Origin of the sequence: Pseudomonas sp. PDM26 (assembly GCF_019219185.1) — a bacterium.
GTDB lineage: Bacteria > Pseudomonadota > Gammaproteobacteria > Pseudomonadales > Pseudomonadaceae > Aquipseudomonas.
Window position 1 is genome coordinate 127,848 of sequence record NZ_JAHUWC010000008.1, and the last position, 17,688, is coordinate 145,535.

Annotated in this window: 16 protein-coding genes; 3 read left to right on the plus strand and 13 right to left on the minus strand. The window is 60.3% G+C overall.

Annotation, left to right across the window (positions count from 1 at the left end; genetic code table 11):
* Window positions 1-25: 25 nt before the first annotated feature.
* Window positions 26-385 carry a DUF6124 family protein gene (locus KW849_RS16925; protein WP_218430470.1) on the minus strand — a complete coding sequence of 120 codons (360 nt, stop codon included), beginning with the start codon at window positions 383-385 and terminating at the stop codon, window positions 26-28.
* Between the two features lie 691 nt (window positions 386-1,076).
* On the opposite strand from KW849_RS16925, the gene KW849_RS16930 reads away from it, so the two are divergent.
* Genes KW849_RS16930 through KW849_RS16940 form a run of 3 tightly spaced genes read left to right on the plus strand, consistent with a single transcriptional unit; the run spans window position 1,077 to window position 3,099 of the window.
* The gene (locus KW849_RS16930; RefSeq protein ID WP_218430471.1) at window positions 1,077-1,304 is read left to right on the plus strand and encodes a hypothetical protein; all 228 of its coding nucleotides are present in this window, start codon (window positions 1,077-1,079) and stop codon (window positions 1,302-1,304) included.
* Window positions 1,301-2,713, plus strand: coding sequence for a PAAR domain-containing protein (locus KW849_RS16935; RefSeq protein WP_218430472.1), 1,413 nt, complete (start codon window positions 1,301-1,303; stop codon window positions 2,711-2,713). The genes KW849_RS16930 and KW849_RS16935 overlap by 4 nt, the downstream gene beginning before the upstream one ends.
* Complete coding sequence (locus KW849_RS16940) at window positions 2,710-3,099, plus strand: hypothetical protein (RefSeq protein WP_108217842.1); 390 nt, start codon at window positions 2,710-2,712, stop codon at window positions 3,097-3,099. The genes KW849_RS16935 and KW849_RS16940 overlap by 4 nt, the downstream gene beginning before the upstream one ends.
* A 73-nt stretch (window positions 3,100-3,172) precedes the next feature.
* On the opposite strand, the gene nuoN is transcribed toward KW849_RS16940, so the two are convergent.
* The 12 genes from nuoN to KW849_RS17000 form a co-directional block, all read right to left on the minus strand.
* Window positions 3,173-4,636 carry an NADH-quinone oxidoreductase subunit NuoN gene (gene nuoN / locus KW849_RS16945; protein WP_218430473.1) on the minus strand — a complete coding sequence of 488 codons (1,464 nt, stop codon included), beginning with the start codon at window positions 4,634-4,636 and terminating at the stop codon, window positions 3,173-3,175.
* A 7-nt stretch (window positions 4,637-4,643) separates the two neighbouring features.
* Window positions 4,644-6,176 (minus strand): NADH-quinone oxidoreductase subunit M, encoded by a 1,533-nt coding sequence (gene nuoM, locus KW849_RS16950; protein WP_218430474.1) that lies wholly within the window; start codon window positions 6,174-6,176, stop codon window positions 4,644-4,646.
* Window positions 6,177-6,215: 39 nt separating this feature from the next.
* Window positions 6,216-8,069 (minus strand): NADH-quinone oxidoreductase subunit L, encoded by a 1,854-nt coding sequence (nuoL, locus tag KW849_RS16955; RefSeq protein ID WP_218430475.1) that lies wholly within the window; start codon window positions 8,067-8,069, stop codon window positions 6,216-6,218.
* Complete coding sequence (gene nuoK, locus KW849_RS16960) at window positions 8,066-8,374, minus strand: NADH-quinone oxidoreductase subunit NuoK (RefSeq protein ID WP_007946416.1); 309 nt, start codon at window positions 8,372-8,374, stop codon at window positions 8,066-8,068. Before nuoK ends, nuoL begins: the two co-directional genes overlap by 4 nt.
* Window positions 8,375-8,376: 2 nt before the next feature.
* Window positions 8,377-8,880: an NADH-quinone oxidoreductase subunit J gene (gene nuoJ, locus KW849_RS16965; protein ID WP_218430476.1), complete on the minus strand. Its 504-nt coding sequence runs from the start codon at window positions 8,878-8,880 to the stop codon at window positions 8,377-8,379.
* A gap of 9 nt (window positions 8,881-8,889) precedes the next feature.
* A complete protein-coding gene (nuoI, locus tag KW849_RS16970; protein WP_015094374.1) occupies window positions 8,890-9,435 on the minus strand; it encodes an NADH-quinone oxidoreductase subunit NuoI in 546 nt (181 codons plus the stop codon).
* A gap of 10 nt (window positions 9,436-9,445) precedes the next feature.
* Window positions 9,446-10,453 carry an NADH-quinone oxidoreductase subunit NuoH gene (gene nuoH / locus KW849_RS16975; protein WP_046037838.1) on the minus strand — a complete coding sequence of 336 codons (1,008 nt, stop codon included), beginning with the start codon at window positions 10,451-10,453 and terminating at the stop codon, window positions 9,446-9,448.
* The gene (gene nuoG / locus KW849_RS16980; RefSeq protein ID WP_218430477.1) at window positions 10,450-13,164 is read right to left on the minus strand and encodes an NADH-quinone oxidoreductase subunit NuoG; all 2,715 of its coding nucleotides are present in this window, start codon (window positions 13,162-13,164) and stop codon (window positions 10,450-10,452) included. The genes nuoH and nuoG overlap by 4 nt, the downstream gene beginning before the upstream one ends.
* Window positions 13,165-13,301: 137 nt before the next feature.
* Window positions 13,302-14,657, minus strand: coding sequence for an NADH-quinone oxidoreductase subunit NuoF (gene nuoF / locus KW849_RS16985; RefSeq protein WP_108217848.1), 1,356 nt, complete (start codon window positions 14,655-14,657; stop codon window positions 13,302-13,304).
* On the minus strand, window positions 14,654-15,151 hold the full coding sequence (gene nuoE / locus KW849_RS16990) for an NADH-quinone oxidoreductase subunit NuoE (RefSeq protein ID WP_129394523.1): 498 nt from the start codon (window positions 15,149-15,151) through the stop codon (window positions 14,654-14,656). The genes nuoF and nuoE overlap by 4 nt, the downstream gene beginning before the upstream one ends.
* 2 nt (window positions 15,152-15,153) lie before the next feature.
* Window positions 15,154-16,938: an NADH-quinone oxidoreductase subunit C/D gene (gene nuoC, locus KW849_RS16995; RefSeq protein ID WP_218430478.1), complete on the minus strand. Its 1,785-nt coding sequence runs from the start codon at window positions 16,936-16,938 to the stop codon at window positions 15,154-15,156.
* Between the two features lie 74 nt (window positions 16,939-17,012).
* Window positions 17,013-17,687 (minus strand): NADH-quinone oxidoreductase subunit B family protein, encoded by a 675-nt coding sequence (locus KW849_RS17000; RefSeq protein ID WP_007970441.1) that lies wholly within the window; start codon window positions 17,685-17,687, stop codon window positions 17,013-17,015.
* Window position 17,688 lies beyond the last annotated feature (1 nt).

The window sequence follows — 17,688 nt, forward strand, 5'->3', positions numbered from 1 at the left end:
GCCGAAGCCACAGCTACCGGGACTATTAAGGTGGGTCAAGTTGGTCCAGCGCGCGATTGACCGCAAGTTCGCCCAGCATGATGACTTGCGCAATACCTAGTAGGGAGTTGCGCCTGGGCCCATCCATATGGTCCGCCAAATCCATGGTCATGACATTTGCCGAGGCCAGCGACTCGCAAGCATGGGCCAGGAGGGTTTCGGTATCTAGTTCGGGATTGACGATGAACATCGTGCCGGGTGTGCGCGGAGTGTCCATGATGGGGACCTCTGGCTTCAGGTGATAGTCGATGTCGCGCTCTGCGGCTTCGTGAAGGCTTTTTGAATCGAGGGTTTCGTACGGGGAAGCCGGATCGGTGTCTGGCGGATTAGGTGTGACCTTGAACATAGATGGAACTCCGATGCTATTTAAAAGGAGCCATCACCACCTCGCTACCAAACGAAGGGTGGCGACCATACGAAGGTTGGTAGACCGGGCATCGGAACCGGCGCTCCCGAAGGAGCCCTGCGCATGGCCACCATAAAAATACCGCCAAACATTGGACAGCAAAAAGGTGACGCTATGCGTCGATGCTACGGGTCTACCAAACCCGGTCACTGTTTTTTTCAGCGACCGGCAAACGATAGAACCCATGTCAAAGACGCACAAGCCGGCGGATTCTGTCTTACCTGTAGGTAACGCCGCAAGGTGTTGTAGCTTTAACGAAGTAACTCTCCGAAACGATTAAACATGAGTGTTTAAATTTCTTTGAGCGCCGCGCAGGTGAGCAGGGGGGTGTCACGCAGTCTGGGAAGATGTCGTTATTAGTCTACCCATCGGGCTACGCTCGCTCGTGAAAAACACCACACACAGCGCGCTTCAACTGCACAAAAGATACTTCTTGTAACTACCGTTGTAGGAAATGGGTTGTTTGTTATTGCGAAAATTCCTATTTGTTCATTTTGGCTATGCCATTGGATTGCGTTCAGCACGCGACCCACCGTCTTATTCGTCGTTGCCCAATATTCTCTCTGCTCAGCGCTTCTGCCGAGATGAGAAGGAAAGGCAACTCAAACCGATGAGGATAAGGAAGTTGCAAATGAATGCACCTGTGCACCCCTTGTATACCAACGAAGTCTCCGCTGAATTTCTTTGCAGTCTTGACGCCCCCCATTTCACTGAAGAGCGACTTGCGCAATTTTGCGACGAAGCTCTGGCAGTTGTTCGCCAGGGGCAGGCATACATGGACGCTCATCCCGCTCACGCCATTTACCGAATCGCAACCGAGGACTTTCTGCCTTCCATCAAGGAGGAAGAACATCAATGAACGAAGGACATTTCATTGGCCTGCATGACAAGACCACCTGTGGCGGCAAGGTCCTGGATGGTGACACCCGGATCATGATGTACGGCATTGCCCATGCCCGCGAGGGTGATCGAGTCACCTGTGGCAAGGACGGCAAGACTTACAAAATTGTCGGTGGCATTTCGCACATGATCAGTCATGGCAAAGCCATGGCGGGCACGCTGGACAGCCACAGCGATTGTCCCTGCAAGGCCCGACTGATCCCCGCGGTGGTCACGGCCACCTATCGCAACGCTAACCCCGCACCGCGAACGGACAGGAGCGTTGTGCAACCCGTTTCCAGTGCGGCAACCAGTCAACCGGCCGCGCCACGTCAGCCTGGTTTCGCCCCTTCGAACCCTCCAGCGCCTGTCATATTCGCCCGCGCGGAACCTCAAGAACCGGGTTTCTATGTGGTGCCCAAAAGCATGACCCGCGAAGCCCTGGAGGCGACGCTTTTTGCCTCGCCTGACCCTCAGGTGATGAGCAAGTTTCGGGCACTCAACCCAGCGTCAGACAACATCAAGGCTGGTTCGCTGATCGTACTGAGCGATCCGAATAACACCTCCTGCACCTACCAGGAAGCCCAGTTGATGCAGGCCGCGCAACAGGTCAAGGCGGCTCTCGACCCTCTTTCACCAGAGGAAGCGGAGTTAATGTTCCGCCACGCTGCGGAAATCGCCAGTTTTACCGGCCCGACTTCGACCTGGCTTGGCGTCAGCGCGGCGGTGATGGAAAAGCACCTGACCCGACTGCGCGACACTTTGCAAGCCATGGAGCGCCTGCATCAGGAAACCTATCGCCAACACGGCCACCTCAAATCACCGCAGTTCTTCGCCGAGCGCCAGCGCCTGCTCGCCCAGTTGGACGCTCACCTGCTGAATTCCACTCGACTGCGTGGCTACACGACATTGGGTGATCATCCCAAGCTTAAAACGGCGCTCGGTATTTCCAGTCGTAGCCTGGTGCATCACTGGGATAAGGCCGGAGCGCCGGGACAGATTCCAGGTTATGCCAATCATGTGAATGCGGTTAGTCGGGCGGCGAAGTACATGGGCGCTGGTGGTTACATTGGCATTGGCATTGGCGGAGTTTCTTCGTTGCTGGCTATTCAAGAAGTTTGTGTTGGTGACTCTGGAACGGCTTGTGAGAAGGTTAAATTTACTGAAGGAGGGAAATTTTTCGGATCCACAGCAGGTGGGATGGCGGGCGGGGTGGGCGTGCCTTGGGCTGGTCGTTCTGTTTGCTTGGCGCTAGGGGCTAGCACGGCAGTAGGTGGAGTGATCTGCTTTGCGGCCTTGGTAGGGATTGGCACATGGGTGGGGACAGAAGAAGGGGGTAGGGGGGGCGAATACGTAGGTGAGAAAATATTTGAAGTAAAGCAGCCATGACCAGCATCGACACATGGTCTCCGTGGATTGCAATTACTGTTGCCGGCGGCCCAATTCTGGTGGGCGTTGTGAACATCGCTTACTGCTTCTACCTGAGCCGCCGTCATCTGGATGCCATGATGGAAGCCTTGAAAAACAGTCGCCACATCCTCATTTGGGGGCCAGTATGGCGGCGCCAGGGCTGGTTTGGAGGGTATGCGCTGGTCTCTACAATTGCCGGTATGGTGGTGTGGCCGAAAGCGTACATCCGCTATGGCCAAGTGGCCTCTGAAGATATCGAGAATTTTCCGCCTCACCTGAAACGTCTTCTGGTCATTTATGCAGTGGGTGTGACCGTCACTCTAATTGGGATGACGATTACATACGTGCTACTGGAACTCAGATAACTCGATGGACCCATAACGCAAAAACGGCACCCGAAGGTGCCGTTTCTGTTTTCTACCAAGTGTCGCTAAGCGATCAACCCGCTAGCCCCGACTGTTGAACCAGGTTCAGCAGCGGTTGCGGGTACAGGCCGAGGAAGAAGGCCAGTACCGCGATGGCCAGCAGCATCACGCCGCCCGCACGTTGTTCCCAGTGCAGTTGGGCGTCGACGCGACGCAGGTTCGGTTCGATCAGGTACAGGGTGACCATGACACGCAGGTAGTAGAACACGCCGATGGCGCTGCCCAGTACCAGGGAACCGACCAGCCACCACTGATGCGACTCGACACCGGTGGCGATGATGTAGAACTTGCCGATGAAGCCCGCGGTCAGCGGGATACCGGCCAGGGACAGCATCATCACGGTCAGGACAGCGGTCAGGTACGGACGGCGCCAGAACAGGCCGCGGTATTCGTACAGGGCGTCTGCGTCACGACCTTTGTACGGCGAGGACATCAGGGTGATCACGCCGAACGCGCCAAGGCTGGTGATCACGTAGGTGACCAGGTACACGCCGATGGCTTCCACCGCCAGACCCTTGCTCGCCACCAGGGCGATCAGCAGGTAACCGAAGTGGGCGATGGACGAGTAACCCAGCAGACGCTTGAGGTTGCTCTGGGTCAGCGCCAGCAGGTTACCGAACAGGATCGACGCGATGGCGATGATGGTCAGCACGTCGCTCAGCACGCCGCTGCTCGCCGCAGGCGAGATCTGGAACAGGCGCACCATTACGGCGAACACGGCCACTTTGGAAGCGGTTGCCAGGAACGCTGCGACCGGTGCCGGAGCACCTTCGTACACGTCTGGAGTCCAGAGGTGGAAGGGTACCAGCGACAACTTGAACGCCAGGCCGATCAGCATCATGCCCAGGCCCAGTTGTGCCAGCGAGCTTGGCAGGCCGGTGGCCGCCAGGGCCTGGCCGATACCGACAAAGCTCAGGGAGCCGGCGTCAGCGTAGAGCAAGGCCATACCGAACAACAGGAACGCGGAACCGGCTGCCGACAGCACCATGTACTTGATACCGGCTTCCAGCGAGCGCTTGTTGAAGAAGGCATAGCCCACCAGGCCGTAGACCGGCACCGACAGCAGTTCCAGACCGACGAACAACCCGGCCAGGTGCTGCGCGCTGACCAGCACCAGGCCACCGGCGGCGGACATCAGGATCAGCAGGTAAAGTTCTTCACGGTTGCCCGGGTAACCCGTGCCACCGTCGCCGAGGTAGGCGTGGGCGAGGGTGACGCAGGCGAGGGTGGCGACCAGGATCAGCGCCATGTACAGGCAGGCGAAGGTGTCGATCTGCAGCAGCGGCGTCACGGCCAGGGGCGCGACTTTCAAGGCAGGCAGGATCGACAGCAATGCCAGGTTCAGACCCGCCACGGACAGCAGGAAGGTCTGGGAGTGGTTGCGGCGCCAGGCGATCGCCAGCATCACCACGATGATCGTGGCGCTGGTGATCAACAGCGGCGCTAGCGCGATAAAGTGTTGAGTCGTGAATTCCATAGCGCTCTTACCGGGCCGAAGCGAGTTGAGTGAAGGCGGTGCCGAGCCATTGCTGCACGCCATGCATCGTAGCGGCAGAGGTATCGAGGAACGGCTGCGGGTACACGCCGATGTAAATCAGCAGTGCGGCCAGACCGACCACCATGATCATTTCGCGACCGTCCATGCCATGCAGCACCGCGTCCGATTTCGACGGGCCGAAGAAGGCACGGTGGATCATGATCAGCGAGTAGACCGAACCGAACACCAGGCCGGACGTGGCGATCACTGTGACCCATGGCGCGCTGGCGAAGGTGCCGATCAGGATCAGGAACTCACCGACGAAGTTACCGGTCGCCGGCAAGCCCAGGGACGCAGCGGCGAAGAACAGGCTGAGGGCCGGCAGGTAGGCGATCTTCGACCACAGGCCACCCATCTCGCGCATGTCGCGGGTGTGGGTGCGTTCGTACAACTGGCCACTCAGGATAAAGAGTGCTGCCGCCGACAGACCGTGGGCCAGCATCTGCATCACTGCACCCTGCAGCGCCAGTTGGCTGCCGGAGTAGATGCCGATCAGTACGAAGCCCATGTGGGAAACGGACGAGAAGGCGATCAGACGCTTGATGTCGGTTTGCGCGAATGCCAGGAACGCACCGTAGAAGATCCCGATCAGACCCAGGGTCATCGCAAACGGCGCGAACTCGGCCGAGGCATTCGGGAACAACGGCAGGGCGAAACGCAGCAGGCCGTAGGCCGCGGTTTTCAGCAAGATACCGGCGAGGTCGACGGAACCTGCGGTCGGCGCCTGGGCGTGAGCGTCAGGCAACCAGGAGTGGAACGGTACGACGGGCAGCTTGACCGCGAAGGCGATGAAGAAGCCGAGCATCAGGATGTACTCGGTGGTCATCGACATCTTGGTCTTCAACAGATCGGCGTAGTTGAAGGTAATCACGCCGGTATCGTTGAAGTTGACCAGTACCAGGCCCAGGATCGCCACCAGCATGATCAGGCCGGAAGCCTGAGTGAAGATGAAGAACTTGGTCGCCGCGTAGATCCGGGTTTTCTTGCCGTCCGAAGAACTGTGACCCCAGAGCGCGATGAGGAAGTACATCGGCACCAGCATCATTTCCCAGAAGAAGAAGAACATGAACAGGTCGAGGGCGAGGAACACGCCGACGACACCGCCCAGGATCCACATCAGGTTCAGGTGGAAGAAGCCCACGTGACGCTGGATCTCTTTCCACGAGCAGAGTACCGAGAGGACACCCAGCAGGCCGGTCAGCAGGATCATCAACAGCGACAGGCCGTCGAGGGCCAGGTGCACGTTGATGCCGAAGCGCTGGATCCAGACGTGTTTGTACTCAAGCGCCCAGGTCGGATCGGCGCCAGGCTTTGGTGCAAATGAATAGTCACCGTTGGCCCACAGCCAGAGGCCGAGGGAGAGCAGCAGGGACATGGTGATCAGCGCAATCCAGCGCGGGAGGGTGGCGCCGAAGCGCTCACCCATCCAGCACAGCAGGCCGCCGATGAAGGGGATCAGGATTAGCCAAGGCAGAATCATGACGGGTTCGTTTCCTTTCGCAAATTCGCAAGGTTCATATCAGACCGCTACCAGCACGACGGCGCCGATGACCAGCACGGCACCAGCAGCCATCGAGGCGGCATACCAACGCAGTTGACCGGTCTCGGTACGGCTCAGGGCGGTGTGACCGCCTTTGGCCATGCGCGGGATCAGACCGATGGTCTGGTCGAGCGGGTCTTTGCGCAGGATGTGGCTGATCGCCAGGTACGGCTTGACGAACAGTTTGTCGTAGATCCAGTCGAAGCCCCAGGCAGCGAACCACCAGGCCGAGAGGACACGGCCGATGCCGCTGTTGGCGATGGCGGTGACGAAGCGACGCTTGCCGAGGAACAGCAGCGCGGCCAGCAGGATACCGGACAGGGCGATGGCGCCCGAAGCGATTTCCAGGCTGTGCTTGGCTTCGCCGCCGGCATGGCCGACGCTTTGCGGCAGCACGCCGTGCAGCGGTGGAACGATCATCGCGCCGATGGCGGTGGACAATACGATCAGTACCGACAGTGGCAGCCAGTGGGCAATGCCGTGACCGGCGTGGGCTTCGGTCTTCACCTCACCGTGGAACGCGATGAAGATCAGGCGGAAGGTGTAGAGCGAAGTCATGAACGCGCCGACCAGACCTGCATAGAGCAGACCGTTGTTGCCGCTGGCGAACGCTTCCCAGAGGATTTCGTCCTTGGAGTAGAAGCCCGCGGTCACCAGAGGCAGGGCCGCCAGGGCCGCGCCGCCGACGATGAAGCTGGCGTAGGCCAGTGGCAGTTTCTTCCACAGACCGCCCATCTTGAAGATGTTCTGCTCGTGGTGGCAGGCAACGATCACCGAACCGGACGCAAGGAACAGCAGGGCCTTGAAGAAGGCGTGGGTCATCAGGTGGAAGATTGCGCCGTCCCAGGCACCAACGCCCAGGGCCAGGAACATGTAGCCGATCTGGCTCATGGTCGAGTAGGCGAGGATACGCTTGATGTCGGTCTGAACCAGGGCTGCGAAACCTGCGAGAACCAGGGTCACGCCACCGACGATTCCTACTAGATGCAGGATTTCCGGCGCCAGGGTGAACAGGCCGTGGGTACGGGCGATCAGGTAGACGCCAGCGGTCACCATGGTCGCGGCGTGGATCAGTGCCGAAACCGGAGTCGGGCCGGCCATCGCATCCGCCAGCCAGGTTTGCAGTGGCAGTTGCGCGGATTTACCGACAGCGCCGCCCAGCAGCATCAGGGTGGCCATGACCATCCAGAAATCGCCGGACTGGAATTTCTGCGGAGCCAGCACCAGCAGTTCCTGGATGTTCAGGGTGCCCAGTTGGGCAAACAGAATGAACAGGCCGATGGCCATGAACACGTCGCCGATACGGGTCACGATGAAGGCCTTGAGTGCGGCGTTACCGTTGTTGCGGTTGCTGTAGTAGAAACCGATCAACAGGTACGAGCACAGGCCCACGCCTTCCCAACCGAAGTACACGAACAGCAGGTTATCGGCCAGGACCAGGAACAGCATGCTGGCGATAAACAGGTTGGTGTAGGCGAAGAAACGCGAGTAGCCGTCTTCACCGCGCATGTACCAGGAGGCGAACAGGTGGATCAGGAAGCCCACGCCCACCACCACACCGAGCATGGTCACGGACAGGCCATCCAGGTGCAGGGCGAAGTTCGGCGTGAAGCCTTCCACCGCCATCCATTGCCACAGCACCTGGGTGTAGTGGCCGCCTTCCGGCGGGGCGACATTGAATTGCCAGATCACATAGGACGCGACGATCGCCGACAAGCCGATGGAGCCGACGCCGATCAGCGCCGAGAGGTTTTCCGAGAGGCGGCCACGAGAAAACGCCAGCAGCACAAAACCGATCAGGGGGAACAGGAAAGTCAGATAGAGAAGGTTCATCCGCGCATCTCACTGGCAGCGTCGATATCGAGCGTGTGGAAGCGGCGATACAGTTGCAGCAGGATCGCCAGGCCGATACTGGCCTCGGCGGCTGCCAGGCTGATCACCAGGATGAACATGATCTGTCCATCCGGCTGCGCCCAGCGGCTACCGGCAACGATGAACGCCAAAGCGGAGGCATTCATCATGACCTCCAGGCTCATCAGCACGAAGAGGATGTTGCGGCGGACCATCAGGCCGACCAGACCGAGGCAGAACAGGATGCCGGCGACCGCCAGACCATGCTCCATAGGGATAGCAGGCATCGTCATTGCTCCTTGGCTTCGTTACGGCCCAGATGGAACGCCGTGACGGCTGCGGCGAGCAGCAGCATCGAGGCGAGTTCAACCACCAGCAGGTAAGGACCGAACAGGCTGATGCCCACGGCCTTGGCGTCTACGGTGGTGTGGCCGATGGCTTCACCGGTCTGGTGGGAGAACAGCACGTACAGCAGTTCCACCAGGAGCAGCGCGGCGAGGAGGACCGGGCCGCCCCAAATGCCGGGCTTGAGCCAGACGCGCTCTTGCTGAACCGAGGCCGGGCCCAGGTTCAACATCATCACCACGAACACGAACAGCACCATGATGGCGCCAGCGTAGGCGATCACTTCCAGGACACCGGCAAACGGTGCGCCGAGGACGAAGAACGTCATCGCCACGGCGATCAGCGAAATGATCAGGTAGAGCAGGGCGTGCACAGGGTTGGTGTTGGTGATCACGCGAAGCGTGGACACCACAGCGATACCCGATGCGAAATAGAAAGCGAATTCCATCTTTCTTCCTTAAGGCAGCAAGCTCTTCACGTTGATCGGCTGGGCTTCATTCTGCGCGGAGCCTTTGGGCTTACCGGCAATCGCCATACCTGCAACACGATAGAAGTTGTAATCAGGGTTTTTGCCGGGGCCGGAGATCAGCAGATCTTCTTTCTCGTACACCAGGTCCTGACGTTTGAACTCGGCCATTTCGAAATCCGGCGTCAGCTGGATCGCGGTGGTCGGGCAGGCTTCCTCGCAGAGACCGCAAAAGATGCAGCGCGAGAAGTTGATGCGGAAGAAGTCCGGGTACCAGCGACCGTCTTCGGTTTCAGCTTTCTGCAGCGAGATGCAACCGACCGGGCAGGCCACGGCGCACAGGTTGCACGCTACGCAACGCTCTTCGCCGTCGGGGTCGCGGGTCAGGACGATACGGCCACGGTAGCGCGGCGGCAGATAGACCGGTTCTTCCGGGTACTGCAGCGTGTCGCGCTTGCGGAAGGCGTGGCCGAAAATCATCACCAGGCTGCGAAGCTGGGTGTAGAAGCCATGCACGATGTCAAAAATGTACTTCATGATTCTTTCCTCACTGAGCCGCGACGGCGGGCGTGTTGAGCAACACGATCGCAGCGGTCACCAGCATGTTGACGAGGGTCAGCGGCAGGCAGAACTTCCAGCTGAAATCCATCACTTGGTCATACCGTGGGCGCGGAATCGAGGCGCGCAGCAGGATGAAGAACATGATGAAGAACGCGGTTTTCAACGCGAACCAGATGAACGGGATCTGCGGCAGGATGCCGAACGGACCGTGCCAGCCACCGAAGAACAAGGTCACCAGCAGCGCCGAGATCAGCACGATGCCGATGTACTCGCCGACGAAGAACATGCCCCATTTCATGCCGGCGTATTCAATGTGGTAACCGTCGGCCAGTTCCTGTTCCGCTTCCGGCTGGTCGAACGGGTGACGGTGAGTCACGGCGACGCCAGCGATGAAGAAGGTCAGGAAACCGAAGATCTGCGGAATGACGAACCACAGATTCTGCGCCTGGTATTCGACGATATCGCGCATGTTGAACGAGCCAACCTGGATCACGATGCCCATCAGCGACAGGCCCATGAACACTTCGTACGACACGGTTTGCGCCGAGGCCCGCAAGCTGCCCAGCAGGGCGAACTTGTTGTTGCTCGACCAGCCGGCGAACAGCACCGCGTAGACTGACAGACCGGCCATGGCGAAGAAGAACAGGATGCCGATGTTGATATCCGCCACGCCCCAGGTCGGGGTGATCGGGATGATCGCGAAGGCAATCAGCAAGGCGCTCATGGCCACGACCGGCGCCAAAGTGAAGATCACTTTGTCGGCGAACGGTGGCGTCCAGTCTTCCTTGAAAAACATCTTGATCATGTCGGCGGCGATCTGGAACGCGCCGAACGGACCGACGCGGTTCGGACCGTAACGGTCCTGCCAGAGGGCGAGCAGGCGACGCTCGACCCAGCTCAGCAGGGCGCCGCAAACCACCACGGCGAGCAGAATCACCACGGCCTTGAGGACCGCGATGATGATGTCGATCACTTCAGGAGTGAACAAGGTCATTGCGCTGCCTCCTGCAGACCGTCAACGGATTGGCCAAAGATGGCTGGCGGAATACCGGCGATGCCCGCAGGCAATGCCACCAGACCGGCGCCCAGCTCTTCGTTGATGCGCAGCGGCAGACGCAGGGTCTGGCCGGCGACGTTCAAGCTCAGCATGGCGCCGTCGTTGACACCCAAACGGTCGGCTTCAGACTTGGCCAGTGCAACATAAGCAGCGGGGATGCGTTCCTGAACCGGAGCGGCTTTCGAAGAGTTCTCTTCGCTGCCGAACAGGTGGAAGAACGGCACAACCTGCCAGGTGCCCTGGGCCGGGTTGAACGCGCGCGGAACACTGGCGAACCAGTTCAGCGAGTCACCGCTGGTTTCGATCAGGCGGGTGCCCGGGTCACCAGCGCGGATGTGACCACCGACTTCGTCCTGGAACTTGTTCCAGGCTTGCGGCGAGTTCCAGCCCGGAGACCAGGCGAACGGCACTTGCTGACGCGGTTCGGCCGAGCCCGAGTAACCTTCCATGGAGAAGGCGAACGCGGTGTCCTTGTCCTGCGGGGTGCGCGGTTCGTGCACGTTGATGTCGGCACGCATGGCGGTACGACCGGAGTAACGCAGCGGTTCGCGGGCCAGTTTCATGCCCTTGATGCGGAACGCGGCGGACGGTGCGGCATCAACGATGCGGTTCAGGATCGAGGTGCTGGAAGCGACGGCGGCGGTGGCGTGGTCCAGTTGGGTCCAGTCGATCGGCTGGTTCAGCAGGGTCGCGCGCAGGGCATGCAGCCAGCGCCAGCCTTCGTGAACCAGGATGCTCGCATCCATGTACTTCGGATCGAACACCTGGAAGAAGCGCTGGGCGCGGCCTTCCTGGCTGACCAGCGTACCGTCGCCTTCAGCGAAGCTGGCGGCTGGCAGAACCAGGTGCGCGCGATCGCTGGTGGCAGTCTTCTGATGGTCGGCCACGATCAGCACTTTGGCGGCGGTCAGGGCGGCATCGACTTTAGCTTTGTCGGTACGGGTGTACAGATCGTTTTCCAGCACGACGATGGCGTCGGCTTTACCATCGATCACGGCTTGCAGCGCGGCGTCGACCGATTCGCCACCGAGCATGGCCAAGCCGAGGCTGTTGGCCTCTGGCACGATCAGGCTGATAGAACCGTTCTTCTCGCGCAGCTTCAACGCTTTCGCAATGTTGGCAGCAGCCTCAATCAGCGCTTTGGAGCCCAGGGAAGTGCCGGCGATGATCAATGGACGCTTGGCGGCGAGCAGGGCGTCGGCAATGCGCTTGGCCAGCTCAAGGGCTTCGGCGTCCAGACCTTCAACGGCAGGAGCGCTGGCGTCGAGGGCGTGAGCCACGGCGAAACCGATGCGGGCCAGGTCGTCTGGAGCGGCGTGAACGCACTCTTCGGCGATGTCGTCGAGCTTGGTTTCAGCCAGGCTTGCGATGAACAGCGGGTTCAGCGCGTGCTGGCCGATGTTCTTCACTGCGGCGTCGAGCCAAGGCTGGACGCGCATGGCGTCGGCCATGTCTTCGGCCTTGCCCTTGACCGATTGACGCAGGGACAGGGCCATGCGTGCAGCAGTCTGGGTCAGGTCTTCACCGAGGACGAACACGGCGTCGTGGTCTTCGATGTCGCGCATGTTCGGCACTGGCAGCGGGCTGTCTTTGAGCACTTGCAGGACCAGGCGGATGCGCTCCAGCTCGGCAGCTTCGATACCGGAGTAGAAGTGTTCGGCGCCCACCAGTTCGCGCAACGCGTAGTTGCTTTCGAGGCTGGCGCGGGGCGAACCGATACCGACGATGTTGCGACCGCGCAGCAGGTCGGCGGCTTTATCCAGCGCTTCGTCGAGGCTCAGCTTGGCGCCGTTGGCCAGCAATGGCTGACGCGGGCGGTCTTCACGGTTGACGTAGCCATAGCCGAAGCGGCCACGGTCGCACAGGAAGTACTGGTTCACCGAACCGTTGAAACGGTTTTCGATGCGACGCAGTTCGCCGTAACGCTCGCCCGGGGAGATGTTGCAACCGCTGGAGCAGCCATGGCAGATGCTCGGCGAGAACTGCATGTCCCACTTGCGGTTGTAGCGCTCGGAGTGAGTCTTGTCGGTGAACACACCGGTCGGGCAGACCTCGGTGAGGTTGCCGGAGAACTCGCTTTCCAGGGTGCCGTCTTCAACGCGACCGAAGTACACGTTGTCGTGGGCGCCGAATACACCGAGGTCGGTGCCGCCGGCGTAGTCTTTATAGAAGCGCACGCAGCGGTAGCAAGCGATGCAGCGGTTCATCTCGTGGGAAATGAACGGGCCCAGTTGCTGGTTCTGGTGGGTACGCTTGGTGAAGCGGTAACGGCGCTCGTTGTGGCCGGTCATTACCGTCATGTCTTGCAGGTGGCAGTGACCGCCTTCTTCACAGACCGGGCAGTCGTGAGGGTGGTTGGTCATCAGCCATTCAACGACGCTGGCGCGAAACACTTTCGCTTCTTCGTCGTCGATGGAGATCCAGCTGCCGTCGGTGGCGGGGGTCATGCACGACATGACGATCCGACCACGCTTGTCGTTCTCGTCGGTGTACTGCTTGACCGCGCACTGGCGGCAAGCGCCAACGCTGCCAAGGGCTGGGTGCCAGCAGAAATAAGGGATATCGAGGCCTAGCGACAGACATGCCTGTAACAGGTTGTCTGCCCCATCGACTTCGAGCTCTTTGCCGTCTACGTGGATAGTGGCCATGGTTCAAAGTTCTTCGTTGGCCCGGTGTCAGCGGGCGTGGCTAATGGAATCTTGTTATCCGCGTGAATCAACACAGCCGTTAAAGGCGTCATCACACGAAAAGCGAAGGGCACGGACCCTTCGCCTTTTTTAAGCGTTTACGCGCCGACCAGGATCGGCCTTGCCAGAGGCGGGACGGCGGCGCTGACAGGCGCGATACCGGCTTCGAACTCTGGACGGAAGTATTTGATTGCACTGCCCAACGGCTCCACGGCACCCGGTGCGTGTGCACAGAAGGTCTTGCCAGGGCCGAGGAAACCGACCAGACCCAGCAGGGTCTCGATGTCGCCGGCTTGCCCTTCACCGTTCTCGATCGCGCGCAGCAGCTTGACGCTCCATGGCAGACCGTCACGGCACGGAGTGCAGAAGCCACAGGACTCGCGGGAGAAGAACTCTTCCATGTTGCGCAGCAAAGACACCATGTTGACGCTGTCGTCCACCGCCATGGCCAGGCCGGTACCCATACGGGTGCCGACTTTGGCGATGCCGCCGGCGTACATTTGTGCGTCCAGGTGTTCCGGCAACAGGAAGCCGGTACCGGCGCCGCCAGGCTGCCAGCACTTGAGCTTGTAACCGTCGCGCATGCCGCCGGCGTAGTCTTCGAACAGCTCGCGACCGGTGACGCCGAACGGCAGTTCCCACAGCCCCGGATTCTTGACCTTGCCGGAGAAGCCCATGAGCTTGGTGCCCATGTCTTCACTGCCTTCGCGAGCCAGCGACTTGTACCAGTCCACGCCGTCGGCAATGATCGCCGGCACGTTGCACAGGGTTTCGACGTTGTTCACGCAAGTCGGCTTGCCCCACACGCCAACGGCGGCCGGGAACGGAGGCTTGGAGCGCGGGTTGGCGCGGCGGCCTTCGAGGGAGTTGATCAGTGCGGTTTCTTCACCGCAGATGTAACGCCCGGCGCCGGTGTGGACGAACAGCTCGAAATCAAAACCCGAACCCAGGATGTTCTTGCCCAGCAGGCCAGCAGCCTTGGCTTCTTCCACGGCACGGTTGAGGTGCCTGGCGGCGGTGGTGTATTCGCCACGCAGGAAGATGTAGCCACGGTAGGTTTTCAGGGCGCGGGCACTGATCAGCATGCCTTCGATCAGCAGATGGGGCAGTTGCTCCATCAGCATGCGGTCTTTCCAGGTGTTCGGCTCCATTTCATCCGCGTTGCACAGCAGGTAGCGGATGTTGATGGATTCGTCCTTTGGCATCAGGCCCCACTTAACGCCCGTGGGGAAGCCTGCACCGCCGCGACCCTTGAGGCCGGAATCTTTCACGGTCTGGACGATGTCGTCCTGGGCCATGTCGGCGAAGGCCTTGCGCGCTGCGGCGTAACCGTTCTTGGCCTGGTATTCGTCGAGCCAGACGGCTTCGCCGTCGTCACGCAGACGCCAGGTGAGCGGGTGAGTCTCGGCCGAACGCTTGATGCGGTTGGCAGGACCGAAGGAAGTCAGGGTCATACGTAGCCCTCGAGCAGTTTGGCAACGCCTGCTGGCTGCACATCACCGAAGGTGTCGTCGTCGATCATCAACGCCGGCGCCTTGTCGCAGTTGCCGAGGCAGCAGACCGGCAGCAGGGTGAAACGACCATCGGTGGTGGTCTGACCCAGGCCGATGCCCAGCTTGTTCTGGATTTCGCTGACCACGGACTCATGGCCGCCGATGTAGCAGACCATGCTGTCACAGACGCGAATGATGTGGCGGCCGACCGGCTGACGGAAGATCTGGCTATAGAACGTCGCCACGCCTTCAACATCGCTGGCCGGGATGCCGAGGATCTCGCCAATGGCGTACAGGGCGCCGTCCGGCACCCAGCCGCGTTCCTTCTGAACGATCTTCAGGGCTTCGATCGACGCCGCGCGCGGGTCTTCGTAGTGATGCAGCTCGTGCTCGATGGCCGAGCGCTCGGTTTCACTCAAGGTGAAACGGTCTGTCTGGATAAGCGTGCTGTTCATGCTTAGCGGTCCACGTCGGCCATAACGAAATCGATACTACCCAGGTACGCAATCAAGTCCGCGACCATGCTGCCTTTGATCACCGAAGGGATCTGCTGCAGGTGCGGGAAGCTTGGGGTACGAATCCGGGTGCGGTAGCTCATGGTGCCGCCATCGCTCGTCAGGTAATAACTGTTGATGCCCTTGGTCGCTTCGATCATCTGGAAGGATTCGTTGGCCGGCATGACCGGGCCCCACGAAACTTGCAGGAAGTGCGTGATCAAGGTTTCGATGTGCTGCAGGGTGCGCTCTTTCGGCGGCGGCGTGGTCAGCGGGTGATCCGCCTTGTACGGGCCTTCCGGCATGTTGCGCAGGCACTGGTCGATGATCCTGATGCTCTGGCGCATCTCCTCGACACGCACGATGCAGCGGTCGTAGGCATCGCCATTGGCGGCCAGCGGCACTTCGAACTCGAAGTTCTCGTAGCCCGAGTACGGGCGCGCTTTACGCAGGTCGAAATCGCAACCGGTCGAACGCAGGCCGGCACCGGTGACACCCCATTCCAGGGCCTCTTTGGTGTTGTAGTCGGCGACGCCGATGGTCCGGCCACGCAGGATGCTGTTGTCCAGTGCGGCTTTCTGGTATTCGTCCAGACGCTTGGGCATCCACTCGACGAAATCCTTGACCAGTTTTTCCCAGCCGCGCGGCAGGTCGTGGGCGACGCCACCGATGCGGTACCAGGCCGGGTGCAGGCGGAAACCGGTAATGGCTTCGATCACCGTGTACGCGCGCTGACGGTCGGTGAACGTGAAGAACACCGGGGTCATGGCGCCGACGTCCTGGATGTAGGTACCCAGGAACAGCAGGTGGCTGGTGATTCGGAAGAACTCGGCCATCATGATGCGGATGACGTCGACCTTCTCCGGCACCTTGATGCCGGCCAGCTTCTCGACAGAGAGCACGTACGGCAGGTTGTTCATCACGCCGCCGAGGTAGTCGATACGGTCGGTGTACGGGATGAAGCTGTGCCAGGACTGACGCTCGGCCATTTTCTCGGCACCACGGTGGTGGTAGCCGACGTCCGGTACGCAGTCGACGATCTCTTCGCCGTCCAGCTGCAGGATGATGCGGAACGCACCGTGCGCGGACGGGTGGTTCGGGCCGAGGTTGAGGAACATGTAGTCCTCGTTCGGGCCGGAACGCTTCATGCCCCAGTCTTCCGGCTTGAAGCGCGCGGACTCTTCCTCGAGCTGCTGCTTGGCCAGGTTCAGGGTGAACGGGTCGAACTCGGTGGCACGGGCCGGGAAGTCCTTGCGCAGCGGGTGACCTTCCCAGGTCGGCGGCATCATGATGCGCGACAGGTGCGGGTGGCCGGTGAAGTGGATGCCGTACATGTCCCAGACTTCACGTTCGTACCAGTTGGCATTTGGCCAGATGCTGGTGACGGAAGGCAGGTTGAGGTCGCTCTCGGACAAGGCGACCTTGATCATCACGTCACTATTACGTTCGATCGACATCAGGTGATAGAACACGGAGAAGTCGACGCCGTTCGGCAACCCTTGACGCTTGGTACGCAGACGCTCGTCCACGCCGTGCAGGTCATAGAGCATGACGTACGGCTTGGGCAGGTTACGCAGGAAGGTCAGGACTTCGACGAGTTTGGCGCGGGCAACCCAAAGCACCGGCATGCCGGTGCGGGTAGCCTGGGCGGTGAACGCCTCCGGGCCAAAGCGGTTGTTCAGTTCGACGACCACATCCTGGTCGTCTGCCTTGTAAGGCGGGATGTACAGAGCACTGCCTGTAGTCATGGTTATTTTATCGCTTTCGGTCAACGTAAAGAATGAAGCCAGGTTCTCGTTCCATGGAAAGAGGCAGATCTGGATCAGACTTCGTCGGGGCTGCGCAGGTTGGTTACCTGAATACGCTGTTCGCGGCGCTTTTCCTTTTCGGAAGGCATCTCGGCGCGGTACACGCCTTGATCGCCAACGACCCAGGAAAGTGGGCGACGCTCCTGGCCAATCGACTCCTGCAACAGCATCAGGCCTTGCAGGAAAGCTTCAGGGCGGGGCGGGCAGCCAGGCACGTAGACGTCCACGGGCAGGAACTTGTCCACCCCTTGAACGACGGAGTAGATGTCGTACATGCCACCGGAGTTGGCGCACGAACCCATGGAGATGACCCATTTAGGCTCGAGCATTTGCTCGTAGAGACGCTGAATGATCGGCGCCATCTTGATGAAGCAGGTACCGGCGATAACCATGAAATCCGCCTGGCGCGGTGATGCCCGGATAACCTCGGCGCCAAAGCGCGCGATGTCGTGGGGCGCCGTGAAGGCGGTGGTCATTTCCACGTAGCAGCACGAAAGACCGAAGTTGTACGGCCACAGGGAGTTCTTGCGCCCCCAGTTGATCGTGCCGTTAAGCACGTCTTCGAGCTTGCCCATGAAAATGTTTTTGTGGACTTGATCTTCTAACGGATCGGAAACGGTTTCCCGCTGGCCAATCGGATACTGCTCGTTAGGAGCATCGGGGTCGATCCTGGTGAGATTGTATTGCATT

Coding starts and splice junctions, on each gene's coding strand:
- KW849_RS17000 (WP_007970441.1), bottom strand. CDS start 17,687: ATGCAATACAATCTCACCAGGATCGACCCCGATGCTCCTAACGAGCAG.
- nuoH (WP_046037838.1), bottom strand. CDS start 10,453: ATGACCTTGTTCACTCCTGAAGTGATCGACATCATCATCGCGGTCCTC.
- nuoF (WP_108217848.1), bottom strand. CDS start 14,657: ATGACCCTGACTTCCTTCGGTCCTGCCAACCGCATCAAGCGTTCGGCC.
- nuoG (WP_218430477.1), bottom strand. CDS start 13,164: ATGGCCACTATCCACGTAGACGGCAAAGAGCTCGAAGTCGATGGGGCA.
- nuoN (WP_218430473.1), bottom strand. CDS start 4,636: ATGGAATTCACGACTCAACACTTTATCGCGCTAGCGCCGCTGTTGATC.
- KW849_RS16925 (WP_218430470.1), bottom strand. CDS start 385: ATGTTCAAGGTCACACCTAATCCGCCAGACACCGATCCGGCTTCCCCG.
- nuoJ (WP_218430476.1), bottom strand. CDS start 8,880: ATGGAATTCGCTTTCTATTTCGCATCGGGTATCGCTGTGGTGTCCACG.
- nuoC (WP_218430478.1), bottom strand. CDS start 16,938: ATGACTACAGGCAGTGCTCTGTACATCCCGCCTTACAAGGCAGACGAC.
- KW849_RS16935 (WP_218430472.1), top strand. CDS start 1,301: ATGAACGAAGGACATTTCATTGGCCTGCATGACAAGACCACCTGTGGC.
- KW849_RS16930 (WP_218430471.1), top strand. CDS start 1,077: ATGAATGCACCTGTGCACCCCTTGTATACCAACGAAGTCTCCGCTGAA.
- nuoL (WP_218430475.1), bottom strand. CDS start 8,069: ATGAACCTTCTCTATCTGACTTTCCTGTTCCCCCTGATCGGTTTTGTG.
- nuoK (WP_007946416.1), bottom strand. CDS start 8,374: ATGCCTGCTATCCCTATGGAGCATGGTCTGGCGGTCGCCGGCATCCTG.
- nuoM (WP_218430474.1), bottom strand. CDS start 6,176: ATGATTCTGCCTTGGCTAATCCTGATCCCCTTCATCGGCGGCCTGCTG.
- KW849_RS16940 (WP_108217842.1), top strand. CDS start 2,710: ATGACCAGCATCGACACATGGTCTCCGTGGATTGCAATTACTGTTGCC.
- nuoE (WP_129394523.1), bottom strand. CDS start 15,151: ATGAACAGCACGCTTATCCAGACAGACCGTTTCACCTTGAGTGAAACC.
- nuoI (WP_015094374.1), bottom strand. CDS start 9,435: ATGAAGTACATTTTTGACATCGTGCATGGCTTCTACACCCAGCTTCGC.